Here is a 20,067-nt window from a genome sequence, read left to right as displayed (position 1 = left end):
GCTGCGGAAGCGACTGCCATCGAGGGATCCCCTGGCTGGGCCCAGGCCAGCTCACAGCCTGCCGCCCTGGAGCTCCTCCAACGAGGCGACCCTGCCGAGCGCGAGCGCCTTGAGGGCAACCCGGCTGCTTTCGGCTTGGTCCTGCCTGAGGTGCGCCTCCGCGACGAGACGCACGCGCAGCCTGGGCAGCATCGGCAGCCACGGCGCGAGGCGCTTCGGCAGGTACACCGGCAGCACATCCTGTCCGCCCGCCCCGAGCAGCGCGCGAATCCAGGTGTCGCCCAGCACGGCGCGGGTCTGGTACCGCCGCTGCTCGAGCAGGAGCCGCTCCGCCTGTGTCTCGATGCGCGCGGCGGCCAGCGGACGGCTTGGCAGCGGAAGTCGCTCCTTGATCTGCTGCGTCAAGCTGACGGCCGCGCCGGTCGCTCCCTCGGGGTAGGGCGACCTCAGGAGCTCGCTGGCCAGGTCCACCGCCTCCTTCAGGCTCCTGTCCGCGCCTGCGAGCGGAGCGACCACGGCGAGGGTCGCCTTGAGCGCCTCGATCTCGTCGAAGACGAACCGGAGCTCGCCCTCCACGAGCACGAGCGGCGGCGTGAAGCGGCCCTTTTCGCTGATGGACGCAAGGATGGCTTGCGGCACGCTGCTCGGCTCGATCCGTGTGCCGTTGGTGAGCAGGCCGGCAAGGTGGTGGTGATCTTTGGGAGAACCCGCATCGCCAGCCGGCAGGTCGTGGCGCGGATCGAGCGCCTCGAAGTCGAGATCGAGGATCACGTCGCTCCACGAAGCGCGGATGCGCGGGAGCGCCTTCGCCTCGAACCAGAGGAGCTCGACGATCTCGGCGGGCGGCTCGGTCGAGAGCCCCCGCGTCGGCGGCGGCGACCGCAGCCCGGGCGCGGCGATCGCCGCATGGAGCGCCAGGACCGGTGTCGCGTCGCGGCCCGCGCGCTCGACAGGCTCCGCGAGCTGCCCGACCGTGAGCGCCGGCATCGTGACGCGCTTGGCCCACGGGCTCGCGCCCTCCGCGGCCGGAGCGATGGCGTCGCGCGTCGTTGCAGGCGGCGGCGATGGAGGCAGCGGCTCGGTCAAGCAAGCCGCTAAGCTTGCCGTCGGAAGCGCGAGCGGCAGAGGCAGCGGCGCCATGAGCGCGATCGGTGCCGCGGGGATGTCAGCGACGACCTGCCTGCGCAAGAGGGGCGCTGGCGTCGAGCGGCTGGCGCGCGGAGCGCCGTCCGGCCCGCGCTCCGCCGCCGTCCACGGCAGTACCGGGGCCTGGGAAAGCCGTTCGAGGCTCACCGGCTCGATCTCCTCGGTCTGGGCGACCTGTGCGACCGGCGGCGGGTCGCGATGACCGGACTCAGGGGGCATGACCGGCTCGATCTAACAGCAAGGTTGCCTCGCAGACGAGGGTGTCAGCTGCCGACAGGGGGCGCGGGAACCGCTGGCAGGTGTCGGCAGGCCATCGATCCGCCGTGCCGATCGGTCGCTCGGGCTCGGCCAGCTAGTCGGTCAGGCCGCGGCGGACCGATCGGGCGGGGCCTCCCACGCGCAGCGGCCCTGGAGCACATCCTCCGAGGCCCGCGGTCTCCGGCCTCCGCCAACACGCCTTCGCCTTGATCGTCTCGGGCCGGCCCGCGTAACGTCGGCTCGTGCCGATGGTACAGAAGCGAACCGTTCTCGAACACCTCACCCGCGACGAGCTGATCTCCATCGCCGACGCGTTCGACGTCCACGTCCAGGATCGGCGGAGCAAGGAGAAGCTGGTGGATGCCGTGGCGGCCTCCAAGAGCGCCACGCTGGCCGCCTTTCTGCCGTCGTACTCACGGGACCGGCTGAAGGAACTCTGCCGGGCCCTGGACCTCGAGGATGGCGGCCGCGAGAAGGCCGTGCTGGTCGCGAGGCTCGCCGGGGGCAAGGCGTCCGAGCCGCCGGCGCCTTCGCGGGCGAACGGGGCGGGGCGGACGGCGCCAGAGCAGGTCGAGCTGGCCCTCGGGGAGAAGCTCACTATCGACCGGCTCGAACGGCATCTCTGGTCGGCCGCGGACATCCTGCGGGGGTCGATCGACTCGAGCGATTACAAGAACTTCATCTTCGGGCTCCTCTTCCTGAAGCGCCTGAGCGACCGGTTCCACGAGGAGGTCGAGGCGCTGAAGGGCGTGCCGAACGCCAATCCCGAGGACCCCGACGAGCACGACTTCTTCGTGCCGAAGCGGGCCCGGTGGTCCGAGCTGCAGAAGGTCGCGAGCCAGGTCGGCGAGGCGCTCAACAGGGCCGCGTCGGCGCTGGAAGAGGCGAATCCGCAGCTCGAAGGGGTGCTCGCCGGGATCGACTTCAACGACGAGCGGAAGCTCGGCGATGCGAAGAACCGGGACGTGGTCCTGGGGCGACTGGTACAGCACTTCTCGAAGCTGTCGCTCAAGAACGCGGATCTCTCCGAACCGGATATGCTGGGCCGGGCGTACGAGTACCTGATCGAGAAGTTCGCGGACGACGCCGGCAAGAAGGGCGGCGAGTTCTACACGCCGCGCATGGTCGTGCGGCTCATCGTCGAGCTCCTGGAGCCCAGGGCGGGGATGCGGATCTGCGACCCGACCGCCGGATCGGGCGGCATGCTGATCGAGTGCGCCCATTACCTGGAGCGGCACGGACAGAACCCGAAGGACCTGTCGCTCTACGGGCAGGAGAAGAACCTGGGGACCTGGGCCATCTGCAAGATGAACATGCTGCTCCACGGACTGCCCGACGCGCGGATCGAGAAGGGGGACACGATCCGCGATCCGAAGCTGCGGGACGGCGACGGACTGATGGTGTTCGACCGGGTGATCGCCAATCCGCCGTTCTCGCTCGACGAGTGGGGGCGGGATGTGGCCGAGAGCGATGCGTACCGGCGCTTCCGCTTCGGCGTGCCGCCCAAGACCAAGGGGGACCTCGCGTTCGTGCAGCACATGATCGCGACCACCAACAAAACTGGCAAGGTGGGGGTCGTGATGCCGCACGGGGTGCTCTTCCGTGGGGCTGCGGAGGGGGAGATCCGCAAGGGCATGCTGGAGGAGGATCTTGTCGAGGCCGTGGTGGGGCTGCCAACGAACCTGTTCTATGGGACGGGGATCCCGGCGGCGGTGCTGGTGCTCAATAGGAGCAAGGCGGCGGGGCGAAGGAAGAAGGTGCTGTTCATCGAGGCGTCGCGGGAGTTCAAGGAGGGGTCGGCGCAGAACTACCTGCGTGAGGAGGACGTCAAGAAGATCGCGGCAACGTTCAAGGCATTCAAGGAGGTGGACAAGTACGCGCGGGTCGTGGCGCTCGAGGAGATCGCGAAGAACGACTTCAACCTGAACATCTCGCGGTACGTCGAGACGGCCGAGGCGGCGGAGAGGGTCGAGGTCGCCCATGCGCTGCAGAAGCTGCGCGACCTGGAGAAGAAGCGAGGGGAGGCCGAGGCGCGGCTGAACGGATACCTCAAGGAGCTGGGGTATGATGCCTGAAGCATGGTCTTCCTCTACGCTCGAACAGATAGCGACTTCCGACGCCGGCCTTCAAACGGGACCATTTGGGTCACAACTGCATGCATCCGACTACACTACCGAGGGCATCCCCGTAGTGATGCCTAAGGACTTGGCGAACGGCAGGGTTGTCATAGACACCATCGCCAGAATTCCAGACTCGCTCGCCGATAATCTTTCCAGACATCGCGTCCTCCCTGGAGACATATTATTCGGCCGCCGTGGCGACATCGGCCGATGTGGCCTCGTAACAGAGAACGAGCAACGGTGGCTATGCGGCACAGGATGCCTGCGCGTTCGACTTGACACCACGCAAGCGCACCCTTCATTCCTGATCCACGCACTAATGTCACCGCCGAGCGTCCAATGGCTTACTGACCATGCGGTAGGCCAAACGATGCTGAACCTCAACACGGGTATCCTCGCCAAGCTTCCGCTCTTACTCCCCCCGCTGGGCGAGCAGCGGAAGATCGCCGCCATCCTTTCCGCCGTGGACGACGCCATCGAGGCCACCCAGGCGGTCATCGACCAGCTCCGGGTCGTCAAGAAGGCGATGATGGCCGAGCTACTGACGCGAGGGCTTCCAGGCCGGCACACGCGGTTCAAGAAGACCGAGTTCGGAGAACTGCCGGAGGAATGGAACGATATCTCGTTAGATGAGTGTATCGAAGAGGGCCGGCCCATCTGCTACGGAATACTGATGCCGGGCAAAGGACACCCCGGTGGTGTACCCGTGATCAAAGTCAAGGACATCAAAAACGGGATGATCGATGAGGGCGATATCTTGTTAACTTCGCCCGAGCTTGACAAGCAGTATCGTCGCTCACGACTCCGAGAGGGCGACATCTTGATCACTATTCGTGGCACAACTGGTCGCGTCGCTCGAGTACCCGCGGCGCTTCACCAAGCGAACATCACCCAAGATACTGCTCGTCTTTCGATTCGACAGGACATCTGTCGCGATTTCTTGTTCTACGCTCTACAGGGGCCTGCGCTTCAGCGTCAGATTCAAGATCATACCCGGGGCCAGGCCGTAAAAGGAATCAACATCGGAGATGTTCGTCGGCTTCGCATTGCGCTGCCTGGACGGCAGGAGCAAGATGCCATCGCGCAGATGTTCAACAATACTGTCGATTGCGAAATGGCTAATTATGCAGAGTTGACGGCACTCAAGCAGACCAAGTCCGCCCTCCGGTCCGCCCTCCTCACCGGCGAAATCCGCGTCACCACCGACGAGGCCGCCCCATGACTCCCCCCGGCAACGCCTGGAACGAGCTCTCCCTCTCCGAGGACCCCGCCGTCGCCCTCCTCCAGAAGCTCGGCTTCCGCTACGTCGCCCCCGAGATCCTCGAAGCCGAGCGCGAGAGCGTGAAGCAGCCGCTCCTCCCCTCCCGGCTCGCCAGGGCCCTCAAGAAGCTCAACCCCTGGGTCTCCGACGACAACCTGCACAAGGCCGTCCGCTCCGTCGGCGCGGTCCAGTCGGCGACGCTCATCGAGGCGAGCGAGGAGGTCTACAAGACCATTGTGCATACCCGATCCTTCGAGCAGGACCTCGGCGACGGCCGCAAGAGCCACGATGTCCGCTTCTTCGACTTCGACGACCCATCGAACAACGAGCTCCTCGTCACCCGCCAGTTCGCGGTGAAGGGCGCCAAGAAGACCATCCGCCCCGACATCGTGGTCTTCGTCAACGGCATCCCGCTCGCCGTCATCGAGTGCAAGAACCCCACGCTCGGCGAGGCCTGGAAGCTCGAGGCGATCGACCAGTTCAGCCGCTACCAGGAGCTCGACGACAAGTACCGTGAGCTCGGCGCCCCCAGGCTGTTCGAGACCGCGCAGGTCCTCATCGCCACCTGCGGTCAAGCAGCGGTCTACGGCACGGTCACCACCCCGCACCGCTTCTTCGCCGAGTGGAAGACCACCTGGCCGATGCCCCCGGAAAAGCTCCGCGCCCTCGTCGGCGGCGAGCCGACCGCGCAGGACGTCACCCTCGCGGGGCTGCTCGCCCCGAAGAACCTCCTCGACCTCGTCCGGAGCTTCGTTGTCTTCGAACCCGACCGCGACACGGGCCGCGTCGTCCGCAAGCTCTGCCGCTACCAGCAGTTCACGGCTGTCAACAAGGCGATCGAGCGCGCCCGCACGGCGAAGAAGCCGGCCGACCGCGGCGGCGTCGTCTGGCACACGCAGGGGTCGGGCAAGAGCCTCACCATGCTGTGGCTCGCGCTCAAGCTCCGCCGCGATCCGCTGCACGAGAACCCCACCCTCGTGCTCGTCACCGACCGCAAGGACCTCGACGCGCAGATCACCGGCACCTTCCAGGCCTGCAAGTTTCCCAACCCCGAACGGGCCGAGAGCGTCCGGCACCTGCGCGAGCTGCTCTCGGGCCCTCCCGGCAAGACCGTGCTCACCACCGTGCAGAAGTTCCAGGAGCTCGCCGCCGCCGGCGGGAAGCCCGGAAAGCGCGCTGCCCGAGATGAACATCCCGTCCTCTCCGACGCGCACAACCTCTTCGTCCTCACCGACGAGGCCCACCGCACCCAGTACGGCGGGCTCGCCGCGAACATGCGCAAGGCGCTCCCCAACGCGGCCTTCTTCGGCTTCACGGGGACGCCGATCGATAAGAAGGACCGGTCGACCCTCTCGACCTTCGGCCCCTACATCGACACGTACACCATCGAGCAGGCCGTCGCCGACGGGGCCACCGTGCCCATCTTCTACGAGGGCCGGCTCCCCGCGCTGCGGATCATCGGCAACACACTCGACGCCCTCTTCGACCGCGTGTTCGCCGATCGGTCGGACGAAGAGCGCGAGGCGATCAAGAAGAGATACGCGAACGAGCAGACGCTCGCCGGGGCACCAAAACGGGTCGAGACGATCTGCCTCGACCTCCTCGACCATTTTGCAAAAGCCATCCAGCCCGGCGGCTTCAAGGCCCAGGTCGTCGCGTGCACCCGCGAGAACGCCGTCCTCTACAAGGAGGCCCTCGATCGCCTCCACGGACCGCAGTCGGCGATCATCATCTCAGGGTCGAACAAGGACGCCGCGCACCTCGTCAAGCACCACACGAGCGAGGACCAGAGGAAGGCCCTGATCGACCGATTCCTCGCGAAGGACGACCCGCTCAAGATCCTCGTCGTCTGCGATATGCTGCTCACCGGCTTCGACGCCCCGGTCGAGCAGGTCATGTACCTCGACTCCCCGCTGAAGGAGCACACGCTGCTCCAGGCGATCGCCCGCGTGAACCGGACCGCCGATGGGAAGAGCTACGGCCTCATCGTCGACTACTGGGGCGTCTCGGAGGCGCTCACCGAGGCGCTCGCGATCTTCGCGCCCTCCGAGGTAAGGGGCGCCATGACGCCGAAGACCGACGAGCTCCCGCGGCTTCAGGCGCGGCACGCGGCGGCGGTGCGGTTCTTCGTCCGGGTGAAGGACAAGGACGACCTCCGCGCGTGTGTCGCCGTGCTGGAGCCGGAGGACGTCCGGACCGAGTTCGACGCGGCCTTCAAGAGGTTCTCGCAGAGCCTCGACATGCTGCTGCCGGATCCGAGCGCGCTGCCCTATGTCGCGGACGCGCGCTGGCTCGGGAAGATCCGGCAGTCGGCGGCGTCCACGTTCCACGACACGAAGATCGATATCTCCGACTGCGGGGCCAAGGTCCGGAAGCTCATCGAGGAGGCGGTCGCGGCGGACGGGATCGAGATCCTGGTCAAGGCCGTATCGCTCTTCGCGCCGGAGCTCGAGGAGAAGCTCAAGAAGCTCAAGACCCCGGAGGCACGGGCGAGCGAGATGGAGCACGCGCTCCGGCACGAGATCCACGTCCGGCTCGACGATGACCCCGTGTTCTTCACCTCGCTGCGCGAGCGCCTGGAGCAGATCATCGAGGACCGTAAGGCGAAGCGCATCGACGCGGCCAGGCAGCTGGAGCTGTTCAACGAGCTGAAAAAACAGGCGCGAGGGCCAGCGGAGGCCGCCGAGGCGCTGGGCCTCTCGGAGACGGGGCTCGCCATCTATGGGCTCATCTCGGAGCGAAAGCCCCTGACCGCCGCGGAAAAGCCGACGGGGAACGCTTACGGGAAGGTGGATGCGTCCAAGAAGGAGCTGGCCTCCTTGCTGGAAGAGCAGCTCGAATCCCAGGTGTCGCTCGTCGACTGGGTGCACAAGGACGACGTGCAACGGGAGATGCGCAGACGCATCAAACGGCAGCTGCGGGCGGCGGGGTTCGGCGACGAGGACAAGATCGACACGACGGCGGGGAACATCGTCGACCTCATGAAGCATCGCAAGGGTCGGTGATGGTCCCGGAGCGGTCCGAGGTGACGTGGGGCACGACGCACCTCGCCTACGAGATCCGGCGGAGCGCCCGGCGGTCCACGGTGTCGATCGCGATCGATCCGGCCCTCGGGCTCGTCGTGACGGCGCCAGAAGCGACGCCGATCGCGCGGCTGGACTCGGTGGTTCGGTCGAAAGCCCCCTGGATCGTCCCGCGGCTCAAGCGCCAGAGCGACAGGCCGCCCGCCAACAGCGCGCGCGAGTTCGTGAGCGGAGAGTCGCTCCTCTACCTCGGGCGGCAGGCCCGGCTCCGCTTGCTCCCCGAGCAGGACCCGCGCCCGCTGGCCCTCCGCGGCGGCTGGCTGGAACTGCCGCTCCCGCGCGGGCTCCCGCCCGAGCACCGCGGCGCGTACGCGCGGGCGGCGCTGATCGACTGGTACAAGCGGCGGGCCACGGAGCGCCTCGCCGCGTGGGCCGCGCCGTGGGCGCAGAAGCTCGGCGTGTCGTTCCGGGACATCCTGGTGACGGACCAGGCGAAGCGCTGGGGGAGCTGCTCCCGCGGCGTTCTCCGGCTCAACTGGCGCATCGTGCAGGCGCCGAGGGCGCTTGTCGATTACGTGCTCGCCCACGAGCTCACGCACCTGATCCACGACCGCCATGGGCGGGAGTTCTGGGCAGCACTCGGCAGGGTGATGCCCGACTACGAGGCAAGGAAGGCCCGCCTGGGAGAGCTCGGGCCAGCGCTTTTGTGGTGACACGATCTCGCCCTATCGGCGTTTGTTCTCGCCCGGTGCGCTGCGGGCGCGCGGAACGCTGCCGGCGCTCCGCACCCTGACTCCGACAGGTTCCCCTTGACGCGCAAGCTCATCAGTGGGCATGGCGCGGTGCGCTGGCCCAGCGGGGCGGATGACCGTGCTGACCTGGACCGGCATCGTGCGCTGCAAGCAGGCAGGGGACCCGAATGGAGCGCCGTGACGATCGGCTCGAAGAGAGCGGCCGCTGCCACAAATACCGCCTGGTGAAGCTCATTGCCGAGGGCGGAATGGGGCGCGTCTACGAGGCGGTGGACGAGTACCTCGACCGGACCGTCGCGCTCAAGGTCGTCCGGCCAGAACGGATGAGCGACGCCGACTTCCTCCGCGGGCACCGCAAGGAAGCGCGCGTGCTCGCCGACCTCAACCACCCGAACATCGTGCGCCTCTACGACGCGGGGGTCACCAACGACGGTGTCATGTACATCGCAATGGAGCACGTCGACGGCGTCTCGCTGCGCCAGATGCTCCACGCGATGCGCCGGTTCGATGTGCGCACCGCGCTCTCGATCGCAATCCAGGTGGTGGACGCGATCCGGGTGGCGCACGAGGGCGGCATCGTGCACCGCGATCTCAAGCCCGAGAACGTCCTCGTCATGCAGAGCGGCCTGGTCAAGGTCGTCGACTTCGGCCTGGCGCGGCGAGTCGGAGGCCCTGCGTCGAGCGACGTGTTCTCGGACCTCGGCACGGTGCACTACATGTCGCCAGAGCAGGCGCTCCGGCGGCCGGTCGGGCGTCCCGCGGACATCTACGCTGCTGGGTTGATCCTGTACGAGATGCTTGCCGGCAAGCACGCGTTTGCCGAGAGGACCGGCGAGCTGCCGCCGCGGAACGAGGTCTGGGCGAACCAGGTGCACGCCGTGCCGGCGCCGCTCGCCGAGGCGATCCCTGAGATCGCCCCGAGGCGCCTGAGCGATTTCGTGGCGCGCATGCTGGCAAAGTCCCCGGACGAGCGGCCCAGCGCGAACGAGGCATTCGACGCGCTCACGAGGGAGTTCGACGGCTCCGCTGCGCAGGCCCCGCAGGCCGAGGGATCCCTCGTGCTTGACCCGAAGGGGCGCGCCTCGATCCCGTTGCTGCGCCTGATCCCCGCGGCGGAGGCCGTCCACCTCGCGACGGCGCCGCTAGACGCGGGGTACCGGCCGCCCGGGGCGGTGCTCCCGTTCCGGCCGCCAGCCCGGTCCTCTGCGGAGCGGCCCGGGCAGGAGCCGCTCACGGCGGGCGCGGCAGCGAGCGGTGCGGCGCCGGATGGCGCGGTAGCGCGGGGCTCGCGCTGGCTAACGACGGAGCGGATGCCGTCCACGCCGCCGAGACTGCCGCGGACGGCGCCGAGCGAGCCGCCTGGCGATGGGCCCCCGGTGCCACTCACGGCGGGGCCGACGTCGCCGTTGCCTGCTGCGAAGAGCGAGGTCGCGCCGATCGAGATCGCCACCGCTGCATCGGCGAGATGGAGCGAGGCCGCACTAGGCGGCGAGGCAGTGGGCAGATCGTCGGACGCCGCAGCGCCAGCGTTCGAGGCGACGCCGGCCGTGCTGCCTGTGCAACCCGTGCGCGACGCCGCGCCGGAAGGCAGGCGTTCGTCGCCGTGGGAGTACGGCACAGCGGATGCGCCGAGCCAGGCGGCGGCCGAGACGCGGCGTAAGCGTCGTATCGGTCTCGTGACGGGCGCGTGCGCGCTGTCTTGCACGCTCGCTGCGTTGTGGATCGTCCCTCGACGGACACCATCGGTAGAAGCGTCGCACGATGGTGCCATGCTCTCCTCTTCAGGCATCGAGGATGCACCGCCATCGCTGATAGGCTCGCATGCGCCGAGCGGCGCGCCGTCGTCGGTGGGCTCACCTGCGCCGGTCGACGGAGCGCACCGCCCAGCGCCGCAGCCGGCGCCCGCGGTTCCGGAGCCCGCCGCGCCACGGCCGGTGGCGCTCGACGCGGTTCCTCGCGCCACCACGCCATCACTGGCCGCGCCGGCGGTGCTGCGCGGCGCCGGTCCGGCTGCGGGCCGCCCCTCCGCGGCGCAGGCGGGGACAACGCCTCGCAGCGCCGCATCGAATGTGAAGCCGACGAAGGCTCCGAGCGCGGCGAGGGCGCCACAGACGAACGATACGTGGGCGGAAGAAGAGGAGAAGCTCATGAAGGAGAAGCCTCATTTCAAGCCGGCGCCGCGCATCTCGCCCCCTGCGCCATCAGCGCCGCGCCGCACGCCGATGCCGCGCCGCCCGTTTTAGAGAAGGTCCGACGGAATGAGCGACGAGGATCTGAAGAAGTACCTGCCCACCGAGGAGACGTTCCGCCGCGTCGCGGATCGAGCCGCCTCGGACGAGAACATGCGGCGGGCGCTTGCGCGCGTGAAGGAGGCGCCGCCGGTCGTCGCGGATCGGCTCGGGCCCGCCGCACGCGCCGCGCTCGCGCGCCCCGCGGTGCATCGGAAGGAGCCCAGGCGGCCGAGTCGATGGCGTCTCCTCGGGTGGATCGCCGGCGCCGCCGCCGCGGTCACCGCGCCTGCGCTGCTCATCTACTGGCTGTTCGTGCCGCGCGACGCACCGTCCGGCTCCGTCGAGGCCACCGGCACGCCGGCGCCCGGCGTGCCGCTTCTGTCGTCGAGCGCGCCTGCGCCTGGGGCGCCGCTCGTGTCACCGAGCGCGCCGGCACCAACGCCGGTGGCGGAGACTCCACGCGTCCCTGCCGAGAGCAGCGCCGCGAGCAGCGCCACCGCGGTGACGGTTCCGCCTGCGCTGTCATCCGCTGCGCCAACCCCGAGCGGCGCTGCGTCGACGATCGCGCGCCGCGTGCCGGCGCGCGGCGCGAACACCGTTGCAGCACCCAGTGATCCAGGGCAGAGGATGCCGCCGCCGCGGGCGTCCGCGGCAGCGCCGGCGACATCGATGCCAGGGCCCTTCGCGGGGCCGCCGAGGTACTGAACGATGCTTCGAGAGTCCATCGCACGGATCGCGGTCGCCATCACGCTCGTCACGGCCGCGCCGGCGGTCGCGCTGGCAGCGCCGGGAAGCGCGCAGGACGACGTGATGACCGAGAAGGTGCGCGAGCTGCACAAAGAAGGGAACGCGCACTACGCGCGCGGCGACTACGAGCGGGCGCGCGTGGCGTACCTCGCGGCGTGGGCGCTGCAGAAGCGCCTGCAGATCGCGGGCAACCTCGCCGAGGCCGAGATGAAGCTCGGCCGCTTCCGCGATGCGGCCGATCACCTCGCCCACTACCTGCGCGAGGCGCCGAAGGAGCAACCGCCGCCGCCCGCGGCGGAGATGAAGGCGGCCGAGGCGCTGTATGCGGCGGCGAGCGCGCAGGTAGGCACGCTGTCGATTGCGGCCTCCGAGAACGGCGCCGAGATCCTGGTCGACGGCGAGGTGGTGGGAGTCGCGCCGCTTTCGGCTCCGGTGTTCGTGGAGCCCGGGATGCACAAGGTGTCGGCGCGGCGAGGCCAACGCTTCGCAGCGCGGGATGTGCAAGTCGACAAGGGCGGCGCGGCGTCGGTGGAGCTGGTGCTCGAGGAAGGGAGCCTGAACATGTCGACGACGCCGCGCGCGGAGCCACCGGCCAGCGCAGCGCCGGAGCCGCCGGCGAGCACGGCGCCGGAGCCGCCGGCGGGCGGTGCGCGGGTGCCGGTGGTGCCGGTGGTGATCGGCGGAGCGCTCGGGCTGGTGGGCCTCGGCGTGGGCTTGGGATTCACACTGGCGGCGAACGCGAAGGCATCGGAGGTCGACGGGCCGCTGCGCGTTGGCGACGGCGATCGGTCGGCTTGCTACCGGAGCCAGAGCGCGGCATGCGCGAAGCTCGGCGACGCGGTGGACGATCTGGACGCGTTCACGACCACGGCGGTCGTCGGGTACGTGGTGGGGGGCGCGGCGATCGCAGCGACGGCGGGGTACGTGCTGTGGTCGAGGTCCGCGGGGGACAGCCATGGCAAGGCGCAGGTGATGGCAGCGCCATGGCTTGCGCCCGGAGGCGGAGGGGTCGGCGTAGCGGGGCGCTTCTGACGTGGCGGAACGACGTAAGGGTGAAGCGTTGGAGGCGGTGAGGGAGCCGATGCGAAGCAGGCCGAAGGCGAGGGGCTGGCAGGTCGCGGTGGCGAGCGCGGCGCTCGGGATGGCGGCGGCGGCAGGGAGCAGCCTGGCGGGGGGATGCAGCTCGCCTTGCGAGCGGTCGCAAACCTGTCCGCCGGAGGCGTCGGGCGCGACCGAGGGCGGCGGAGCCCCGTCGAGGTGCGTGCCGAGCGAGAGCGGAGCGCCGGTCGACGACGCGTGCGGGGTGTTCGTGACGGCAGGCGGCAACGACGGCGCGGAGGGGACGAAGGCGGCGCCGCTGGGAACGTTGGGGGCGGCGATCGCTCGGGCGCGGGAGAACGGGACGGCGCGAGTATATGCGTGCGCCGAGACGTTCGAGGTCGACGCGCCGGTGGAGATGCCGGCGGGGGTGACGTTCTACGGCGGGCTCGACTGCGCGGACGGCTGGGCCTACGCGGGAGCGAGCGACAGCGCGAGGACGACGCTGACGGCGGCGGGGGGCGTGATCCCGCTGGCGCTGCGGGGCGGCGAGGGCGTGGCGCGGATCGAGGATGTGGCGATCGTGGCGCGGAGCATCGACGCGAGCGATCCGGAGAAGCGCGGGCTCTCGTCGATCGCCGCGGTGGCGGAGGCGGTGGCGGTGGAGCTCGCGCGCTGCGCGCTGGAGGCGGGCGATGGGGCGCCGGGTGAAGAGGGCGCGGCGCACGCGGAGCCGGCGCAGCGAGGGGGCGACGGGAGCGCGGGGAACGCGGCCTGCTCGGCCAACATGATCTTCGGCGGCGATGTCACGGTGAACAACTGCGGTACGCCGGACGATCCGAGCGACGATTCGCTCGGCGGTGTCGGCGGCGTGGGACTGCAGAGCAGCGGAGGCCCCGGTGGGCCTGGCAGCCCAGGTAGCACGATGAACGGCGGCGCTGGCGAGTTCACCGCGGCGTGCACGCCGGGCACCACGGGCGACAACGGTGCCAACGGCGACCCCGGTGCGGGCGCGCGGGGCCTCGGCGAGATTGCAGCGAGCGGATACACGGGCGTCGCGGGCAGCGACGGCGCGCCCGGGACCACCGCGCAGGGCGGCGGCGGTGGCGGCGGCGCCAAGGGTGGCGTCGCTGCGGGCCAGTGCACGGCCGGCTCGGCCGGAGGCGCCAGCGGCGGCTCCGGCGGCGCGGGCGGCTGCGGTGGCGCCGGCGGAAAGGGCGGCGGCGCGGGCGGGTCGAGCATCGCACTGCTGAGCCTCGACGCGACGTTTTTGTTCCAGGACGTGACGATCACCACCGGACGCGGCGGAGACGGCGGCGCGGGCGCTCCTGGTCAGGACGGCGGTATGGGGGGTGCGGGCGGCCCCGGTGGCGGTGTGCCGGACGGCGCCACGGCGCTGCAGCCAGGCTGCGCCGGAGGCCCGGGCGGCACCGGCGGGCGTGGCGGCACCGGAGGCGGCGGGCGTGGCGGGCACGCGATCGGCATCGCGCACGTGGGCGCGGCGCCGCCGGCAGAGGGCGTCACGTTTGCCGTAGGCCAGGCCGGCGCAGGCGGCGTCGGCGCGGACGCGGAGCACAGCGGCGCGCCGGGGGCCAAGACCGACGCGATGGCATTCGCGCAGGACGAGAAGCGCTGAGCACGCGCGACCGATGACTGAGCGGAGTTGAGGGCGAGGCTCACTGTGACGGCGCTCGAAGCGGCTCGGCTCGGAGATTCGATCGCACATAGCAGCGCGTGGTCAGGTCTGTTGACCGGCGCCGTCGTCGGTGTCGCGCTGGCAGCGACGGCCGTGGCCGTCGTCGGCACCGGCGGTGTGGCCGCCGTGTTCATCGGGGCGGGCATCGCGGCGGCGGGCGCTGGCGGCGGTCTCGCCGGCGCGTACATCGGGGAGCTCATTCCTGGCGACGTCAAGGGGACGGTGGCCACGGGCTCGCCGGACACGTTCTTCGGTAAAGAACGCCGCAGCGCCGTGCGCGCCGGGCTCGACATCGTCGCGTGCGCTGACGACGGCGTGGTGCGCATCGCGCAGGGCAGCGCCACGACGTTCGTCAACGGCAAGCCGCTGGCGCGCAGCACCGAGAAGACCGAGTGCGGCGCGATCCTGCGCGAGGGGATCGCGACGGTGATCATCGGCGGCGACACGGCGCTGGCGCCGGGCATGGCGGTGGCGGATGAAGTGCCGCCGTGGGTGAAGACAACGCTCACCGTGGTGATGTGGGGCGGCGCGATCGTCGCCACCGGTGGCGCCGCCGCCGCGGTGGGCTGGGGCGCTGCGCTCGCAGGGTTCGGCGGTTCGGTCGCAGGCGGCGCGGGGCTCGGCTGGGCCGGCGGCAAGGTCGGCCGGCACTACGGCGGCGAGCTCGGCGCGCGCATCGGCGAGGTGATCGGCGGGACTGTCGGCAGCGTCGCCGGCGGCATGATCGGCGGGCTGCTAGGCTCGCGCCTGGGCCAGCAGCCAGCGCCGCGTCGGCGCGGCTACCCGGGGCCGTCGGAGAGGAGCGATGCGGCGATGGACAGGGTGTTCAGCGCCATGGAGCAGGCGGGCGTAGGCAAGGGCAAGGCGGTCGGGGTGGTCGTCGATCGCGACGGAAACGTGACCGTTGCCGTGTCTGGGGAACCGCCGCAGACACAGAAGATTTACAATCGCATTCGCCCGAATCTGCCGCCTGAGTACAACTATGCAGACCATTCACTGGTACCTCTCGAAAAAGCGCTGAATATGAGCGGAGACACGTTCTTGGGCGGCGCCCCTTGCGTTGAGCCAAAGCTGAGTCCGGCCCTGCAGAAGGGTGCAGATGGCATAACTGTGCGTCACTGGGGCGACCCGACCAAAAATCGTTATCCTACTGAACCTGGCAGCCGTGACATGAATCCGTGCCCGAGCTGCGTATACAACGAAGACATCATTGCCAATGGACCGCCCGGATCAGCGCCTGCTCCTCCTCCCATCGCCCCGCCCCTCGTGATGCCCGCCCCAACAGAGAACCCAGAGGCGACGAGCCATTGACCACCACCGGACATCTAGCGAGATGACCAGTGCTGCCGAGCGCACCAGCAGACTCGACCCAGCAATGTCATCATGCATCATTGGGCCATCGCACCAACGAATCCACTCCTGTCGACCTTGAAAGGAGTTCGGTCATGTATAATCGGATTCCTCGTTCGTCATATCGAAGCCCGCCAGAGGATCGACGCACATTCCACCCGGCTAGACGCAACCGGGTACGGATTGGTCGACGCTCGGCTCAGCGTCACAAAGCAAAGACCGGAAGGACTGAATCTGACTTCGGAGACGTTTGGGATCACGTCGGAGATGGGCTCTCGTGACTCGAAGCCCCAGAGCTGAACGCCGAGCTCGGCCACCGCCGCGAACAAGCCAGCTTCACCGCCGTGCTCCAGGGCAAGAACCTCTCCGGCCTGCACGGGACGGGTATCGACTCGATGAGGCGGATCGAGCTCCCACCATTCGATCCGATCCGGATGGCGGTATGCCGCGACGAGTCGTTCCCCTGTGGCGTCGATGGCGATGCCCACGACGTCGTCATCCCACTGCGTGGGCTCGAGCGCGCCCGCGGACCAAGTTCGGGGATTGTCCATGTCCTGCAGGTCCGACCAGCGAAGTTTCCCGGTGGTCGGTTCGAGACCAAGCAGCCATGGCTCCCGCGGATGCCATGCGCAGATGTTCGCGTCTCCTTGCATTTTGTACCAGCGCCACGAGCCCGTATCGAAGACGACCACACTATCGGCACAGACCACGAGCCGAGATGCGTCGGGAGAGAACGCCATGCGAGGGTAATACTGGCCCCAGCCATACGACACCAGCCGTGGGCCGCCCTCGCCGTGCAGCGGGCATGCGAGGAGGACCATGTCGTGCGTGTTGACCGCGGCCACTCCGGCCTCGCGCGAGACCGCCAGCCGCGGATACCCGCCGCTCGCCGGGCTCGCCACCGCCGTACCGAGCGCACGCGATACAGGGCCCAAAATCTGGTCAGCAGCAAACACCAGCTCGGCCTTTTGTATCCGCGGTTCCACCGCAACACGCCACAGCTCGGCCGACGGCGTGGTCACGAGAAGGGTATCCTCGTCCCAGAACGCCACGTCCACCGCATCTACCTCGAAGGACAGCGCTCGCACGCGCTCGATCTTCATCGTCGGCGCTCCTCCGCCCGCCCAACGGCTGGGGCTGCTAGGTAAGGCTCGGAGGGTTCTCCCTCGACGGTGGCGGCCTCATAAATATGCGGATTCATGCGCGCTGCTCCTACTCAGGGAAGCGAAGCGTTTTAACGGCGATGCCATCTTCTCCCGATGTCGTACTGCTGTCATTGTTCCAGCTGATGCCGCCCTTGCCCGGCGGTCCAATCTCGAAGGTGACCCCCTCCAGCGTGAGCTGGTCCTCGTCGCGGTAGGCGATGCCGATCGAGTCGCCGCCGCGTCCCGGACCGCCGAAACCGCCCTCGCCACCGTAGCCGCCTGACCCCCCGCCACACGACCAGGTGCCGTCCCCGACGGCGCCCCCCGGCGCTCCTCGGCCGCCTGGTCCACCGCGCTCCGGCGGGCCGCCGTCGCCCCCCGGTCCCCCGCCGCGCGCCGTGATCAAGCTGTCGCGCACGGTGAGCTTCGCCGCGTGGAGCGCGACGATCCCGATGCTCGGGTGCCCGTTCGCGCCCCCTCGTCCGCCTCGTCCGCCACAGCCGCCGGCGCCTCCGGAGCCGCCGCCGGCGCCTCCCTTGGAGGCCACGCCGCACACGGCGAGCCCACCGCGACGGCCGCCGCCTCCGCCGCCACCTTGACCGGGCATGCCCCTGCCGCCCTCGCCTGCCGTGTCGCCTTCCCACCCCGTCTCGCTGATACGCCCGATGCCCTCGCCGCCCGCCCCCACCGTGCCCAGGGCTCCGGAACTCCCGGGAGACCCGCCATGGCAGCCCATGTTTTCCCGGTCTGCATGACCGCCGCGCCCTGAGTTCGTGGGGTCCGGCGTCGGGGCCGGGGCGCCGGCGTCGCCATCCTCGGCGCCGTCGGGCAGCCCATCGCCGCCCTTGCCGCCGGTGCTCGGCGCGCCGCCCTCACAGGGGTTCACCACCGCCGCACCGCCGGCGACGTTGGCGGCGGAGCACGCGTCCCCGCCGTACAGCCCGTCGGGGCCGGTCGCTGCCCGGTTCGGCCAGGGCCACTCGTCGCCATCAGGGCCACTCGGTCCGTAGTCGGCCAGAATCTCGCTCCGGATGACCTCCACGGCCGTGTTCGGCTCGATGATCATCGAGATCGGCCCTTCCCCGTCCAGGAACATGTCGGCGAGCGTCGATACGCCGTCCGCGGCCCCCGTATCGCTCGGGCGCGCCGGCTCGACGAACACCAGCGGACCGGCGTAGTTTGTGCCTCCGCTGTACAGCGTCGACACTTTTTTCCAGTCGTCGCGCACCCAGTGCAGGCAGTTGAAGCCTCCCAGGAGATCGACGCCAGACGGCAATCGCACGCTCTCGCTGAAGCTACCGTTGCAAATGAAGACGCGCCCTCGTCGGGTGCGCGCCAGGTTGACGGCGTGCTGAACGGAGAACACGGGCTTCGCCTTCGTTCCGGGGTTCTTGTCATCGCCGCCCCCGTAGAGCCTGGCGACGAACACGCCGCAACCATCGTCGAGAATGTCGGAGGCGATATGCTCCAGGCAGACCGCTTCCGGCGGCTCATCGCCTTGGCACAAGGCGCCATCGCAGGGCGGTCCGCCAGCATCGCCTGGACCGGGGGCAGTCCCGCAGCCGGTCGCCCACGGCGACAACATGAGGGAGAGGGCTGCAACGGTCGTCTTTCTCATGGGAGTCTCCTGTCGCGGGTCACCAGCACCGGGCCATTCATTGCGGTGGTTCCGGGTCAGGTGCATCGAACCGATACCAAAACTCGGCACCTCCTGAATCTCCCTTGCCCCCGTCGCTGCCCCAGGGGGCATTGCCTGCGAGTCCCCCCTCTCCGCCGCTTCGGTGGGTGACGATCGCATCCAGGGCAAGGGTTACAGTGGCGGCGACCGACGCAACGCCGAACGAGGGGCCGCCGAGGCCGCCACCGGCATCGCCCCCACGGCCGCCGTCGCCGCCAACACCGCCGCTGCACGCGGGCCACATGTCACTGTTGCCGGGAGGGGGCTTTCCGAAAGTGCCACCGTACGAACCGCCGCCGCCCGGTTGGCCCGTTCCACCGACCCCGCCGCGACCACCGCTGCCCGCGAGGACCTTGCTGTCCTCGATGGTCAGAACGCTCCCTTGCAAGGCAACGATCCCGATGCTGGCGCCGCCGTAGCCGCCCCCCCAGCCTCCCAGGCCACCGCAGCCGCCACCGCCCCCCGAGCCGCCGGCCGCGCCGCCCTGCGGTTGACCAACGCGACAAGCCACCATGGGACCGCGCGCCTTGCTGCCGCCTCCGCCGCCCCCGCCCTGGCCGACGCCACCCTTCTTTCCGTCGCCACCCCGAACGCCGATCCAACCGTCGAAGTCGAGGTAACCGACACCAACCGCGCCAGCAGCGCGATCACCGTCGTTACCCTTGGCTCCGTCTTCACCCGGGCTGCATCTCTCACTCGCCGCACCGGCCCCTCCAAGGCCTTTGCCTTCCGGATTGTCCGCGGGTGCTGGCAATCCTGAAGTGCCATCGCCCCCCCTATCAATCCTACCATCGCCACCATATCCCCCCGTCGACTTGGTGCCATCGCCACAATCGGTCACTACCGGTAGGGCTCCCTCCACGACACCCGCCGTGCAGGCGTCCGCGCCGTCGTTGCCCAGAGCGCCGTTCTTCGCACGGTACGCGGGCGCGTCCTCTCCCGCTTCCCCGTCTTTGCCGTCGTTGGCCTGAACCTGGCTCGAACGCACGATCGCCCTGGCACCGGAGCTCAAGATCACCGCGATCGACGACTTGCCATCCCTCGCGGAGGCATGAGCTGCCACGACGCGCACGCCGGAGATCATCGAGGTGGCGTCCGTCGCGTCCTCCTCTGCCGCGAGGACGCGCAGCGGGATGCCTGCCGACGGCGCGATGGTGGTCAACTGATTGGGCCCTCCGAACGACCCCCCGTACGACCAATCGCCGCCATTGCAGAGGCGCCCGCCCCAGAGATCGACGCCCGAGGGCAGCGTGATCGCTTCCTCGAACTCCCCGCCGCACGCGTACACGCGCCGGGTCGGCGTCTCGCCGTTGCCTCGCCCGCTCGCGGCGAGCCCGACGGCGTGCTGCAGGGTCTTCACCGGCGCGCCCTTCGTGCCGAGGTCGCTGTCGTCGCCGCTCTCGCTGACGAACACCCCGCACTGGTCGAGTGCCGGCCCGGTCTCGGGCTGCCCCTCGCACGGTCCGGGCGGCGGCTCCGGATCGGCGGCGCACGCATACACCTCCCAGCAGGCATCGGTGTACGTACACGCCGTCAGCGTGCTTGCGCTCAGCGCCCAGAGCGCGAGCACCACGAGGGAGGTCCCGATGCTCCGGCCTTCCTGCGAACGCGTCTCTACGGCT

At 69.6% G+C, this 20,067-nt stretch carries 13 protein-coding genes; 9 read left to right on the top strand and 4 right to left on the bottom strand.

Annotation, left to right across the window (positions count from 1 at the left end):
• Positions 1 to 51: 51 nt before the first annotated feature.
• The gene (locus ACSRUE_RS37595; RefSeq protein WP_441287780.1) at positions 52 to 1,365 is read right to left on the bottom strand and encodes a hypothetical protein; all 1,314 of its coding nucleotides are present in this window, start codon (positions 1,363 to 1,365) and stop codon (positions 52 to 54) included.
• Positions 1,366 to 1,652: 287 nt separating this feature from the next.
• On the opposite strand from ACSRUE_RS37595, the gene ACSRUE_RS37590 reads away from it, so the two are divergent.
• The 9 genes from ACSRUE_RS37590 (at position 1,653) to ACSRUE_RS37550 (ending at position 15,583) form a co-directional block, all read left to right on the top strand.
• Positions 1,653 to 3,479: a type I restriction-modification system subunit M gene (locus ACSRUE_RS37590; RefSeq protein WP_441287779.1), complete on the top strand. Its 1,827-nt coding sequence runs from the start codon at positions 1,653 to 1,655 to the stop codon at positions 3,477 to 3,479.
• Positions 3,469 to 4,746 (top strand): restriction endonuclease subunit S, encoded by a 1,278-nt coding sequence (locus ACSRUE_RS37585; protein WP_441287778.1) that lies wholly within the window; start codon positions 3,469 to 3,471, stop codon positions 4,744 to 4,746. The genes ACSRUE_RS37590 and ACSRUE_RS37585 overlap by 11 nt, the downstream gene beginning before the upstream one ends.
• Complete coding sequence (locus ACSRUE_RS37580) at positions 4,743 to 7,790, top strand: type I restriction endonuclease subunit R (RefSeq protein ID WP_441287777.1); 3,048 nt, start codon at positions 4,743 to 4,745, stop codon at positions 7,788 to 7,790. Before ACSRUE_RS37585 ends, ACSRUE_RS37580 begins: the two co-directional genes overlap by 4 nt.
• The gene (locus tag ACSRUE_RS37575; protein WP_441287776.1) at positions 7,790 to 8,521 is read left to right on the top strand and encodes a M48 family metallopeptidase; all 732 of its coding nucleotides are present in this window, start codon (positions 7,790 to 7,792) and stop codon (positions 8,519 to 8,521) included. Before ACSRUE_RS37580 ends, ACSRUE_RS37575 begins: the two co-directional genes overlap by 1 nt.
• A gap of 206 nt (positions 8,522 to 8,727) precedes the next feature.
• Complete coding sequence (locus tag ACSRUE_RS37570; RefSeq protein ID WP_441287775.1) at positions 8,728 to 10,803, top strand: protein kinase domain-containing protein; 2,076 nt, start codon at positions 8,728 to 8,730, stop codon at positions 10,801 to 10,803.
• A gap of 15 nt (positions 10,804 to 10,818) precedes the next feature.
• Positions 10,819 to 11,496 (top strand): hypothetical protein, encoded by a 678-nt coding sequence (locus ACSRUE_RS37565; RefSeq protein WP_441287774.1) that lies wholly within the window; start codon positions 10,819 to 10,821, stop codon positions 11,494 to 11,496.
• 3 nt (positions 11,497 to 11,499) lie between these two features.
• A complete protein-coding gene (locus tag ACSRUE_RS37560) occupies positions 11,500 to 12,570 on the top strand; it encodes a PEGA domain-containing protein (protein WP_441287773.1) in 1,071 nt (356 codons plus the stop codon).
• 418 nt (positions 12,571 to 12,988) lie between these two features.
• Complete coding sequence (locus ACSRUE_RS37555) at positions 12,989 to 14,212, top strand: PGRS family protein (protein WP_441287772.1); 1,224 nt, start codon at positions 12,989 to 12,991, stop codon at positions 14,210 to 14,212.
• Between the two features lie 45 nt (positions 14,213 to 14,257).
• Positions 14,258 to 15,583 (top strand): PAAR domain-containing protein, encoded by a 1,326-nt coding sequence (locus tag ACSRUE_RS37550; protein WP_441287771.1) that lies wholly within the window; start codon positions 14,258 to 14,260, stop codon positions 15,581 to 15,583.
• Between the two features lie 158 nt (positions 15,584 to 15,741).
• On the opposite strand, the gene ACSRUE_RS37545 is transcribed toward ACSRUE_RS37550, so the two are convergent.
• The 3 genes from ACSRUE_RS37545 to ACSRUE_RS37535 form a co-directional block, all read right to left on the bottom strand.
• Positions 15,742 to 16,725 carry a hypothetical protein gene (locus ACSRUE_RS37545; RefSeq protein ID WP_437765380.1) on the bottom strand — a complete coding sequence of 328 codons (984 nt, stop codon included), beginning with the start codon at positions 16,723 to 16,725 and terminating at the stop codon, positions 15,742 to 15,744.
• Positions 16,726 to 16,834: 109 nt separating this feature from the next.
• Positions 16,835 to 18,385, bottom strand: coding sequence for a hypothetical protein (locus tag ACSRUE_RS37540; RefSeq protein ID WP_441287770.1), 1,551 nt, complete (start codon positions 18,383 to 18,385; stop codon positions 16,835 to 16,837).
• Between the two features lie 37 nt (positions 18,386 to 18,422).
• Positions 18,423 to 20,018, bottom strand: coding sequence for a hypothetical protein (locus ACSRUE_RS37535; protein WP_441287769.1), 1,596 nt, complete (start codon positions 20,016 to 20,018; stop codon positions 18,423 to 18,425).
• Between the last annotated feature and the right edge of the window lie 49 nt (positions 20,019 to 20,067).

Origin of the sequence: Sorangium sp. KYC3313 (assembly GCF_052075895.1) — a bacterium.
Taxonomy (GTDB): domain Bacteria; phylum Myxococcota_A; class Polyangia; order Polyangiales; family Polyangiaceae; genus Sorangium; species Sorangium cellulosum_B.
This window is presented reverse-complemented; position numbering and strand designations above follow the sequence as displayed.

What these genes read in the sequence shown, in the direction of transcription:
- ACSRUE_RS37585 (WP_441287778.1), top strand. Translation starts at nt 3,469, where the DNA reads ATGATGCCTGAAGCATGGTCTTCCTCTACGCTCGAACAGATAGCGACT.
- ACSRUE_RS37580 (WP_441287777.1), top strand. Translation starts at nt 4,743, where the DNA reads ATGACTCCCCCCGGCAACGCCTGGAACGAGCTCTCCCTCTCCGAGGAC.
- ACSRUE_RS37570 (WP_441287775.1), top strand. Translation starts at nt 8,728, where the DNA reads ATGGAGCGCCGTGACGATCGGCTCGAAGAGAGCGGCCGCTGCCACAAA.
- ACSRUE_RS37540 (WP_441287770.1), bottom strand. Translation starts at nt 18,385, where the DNA reads ATGAGAAAGACGACCGTTGCAGCCCTCTCCCTCATGTTGTCGCCGTGG.
- ACSRUE_RS37575 (WP_441287776.1), top strand. Translation starts at nt 7,790, where the DNA reads ATGGTCCCGGAGCGGTCCGAGGTGACGTGGGGCACGACGCACCTCGCC.
- ACSRUE_RS37590 (WP_441287779.1), top strand. Translation starts at nt 1,653, where the DNA reads ATGGTACAGAAGCGAACCGTTCTCGAACACCTCACCCGCGACGAGCTG.
- ACSRUE_RS37560 (WP_441287773.1), top strand. Translation starts at nt 11,500, where the DNA reads ATGCTTCGAGAGTCCATCGCACGGATCGCGGTCGCCATCACGCTCGTC.
- ACSRUE_RS37565 (WP_441287774.1), top strand. Translation starts at nt 10,819, where the DNA reads ATGAGCGACGAGGATCTGAAGAAGTACCTGCCCACCGAGGAGACGTTC.
- ACSRUE_RS37595 (WP_441287780.1), bottom strand. Translation starts at nt 1,365, where the DNA reads ATGCCCCCTGAGTCCGGTCATCGCGACCCGCCGCCGGTCGCACAGGTC.
- ACSRUE_RS37545 (WP_437765380.1), bottom strand. Translation starts at nt 16,725, where the DNA reads ATGAAGATCGAGCGCGTGCGAGCGCTGTCCTTCGAGGTAGATGCGGTG.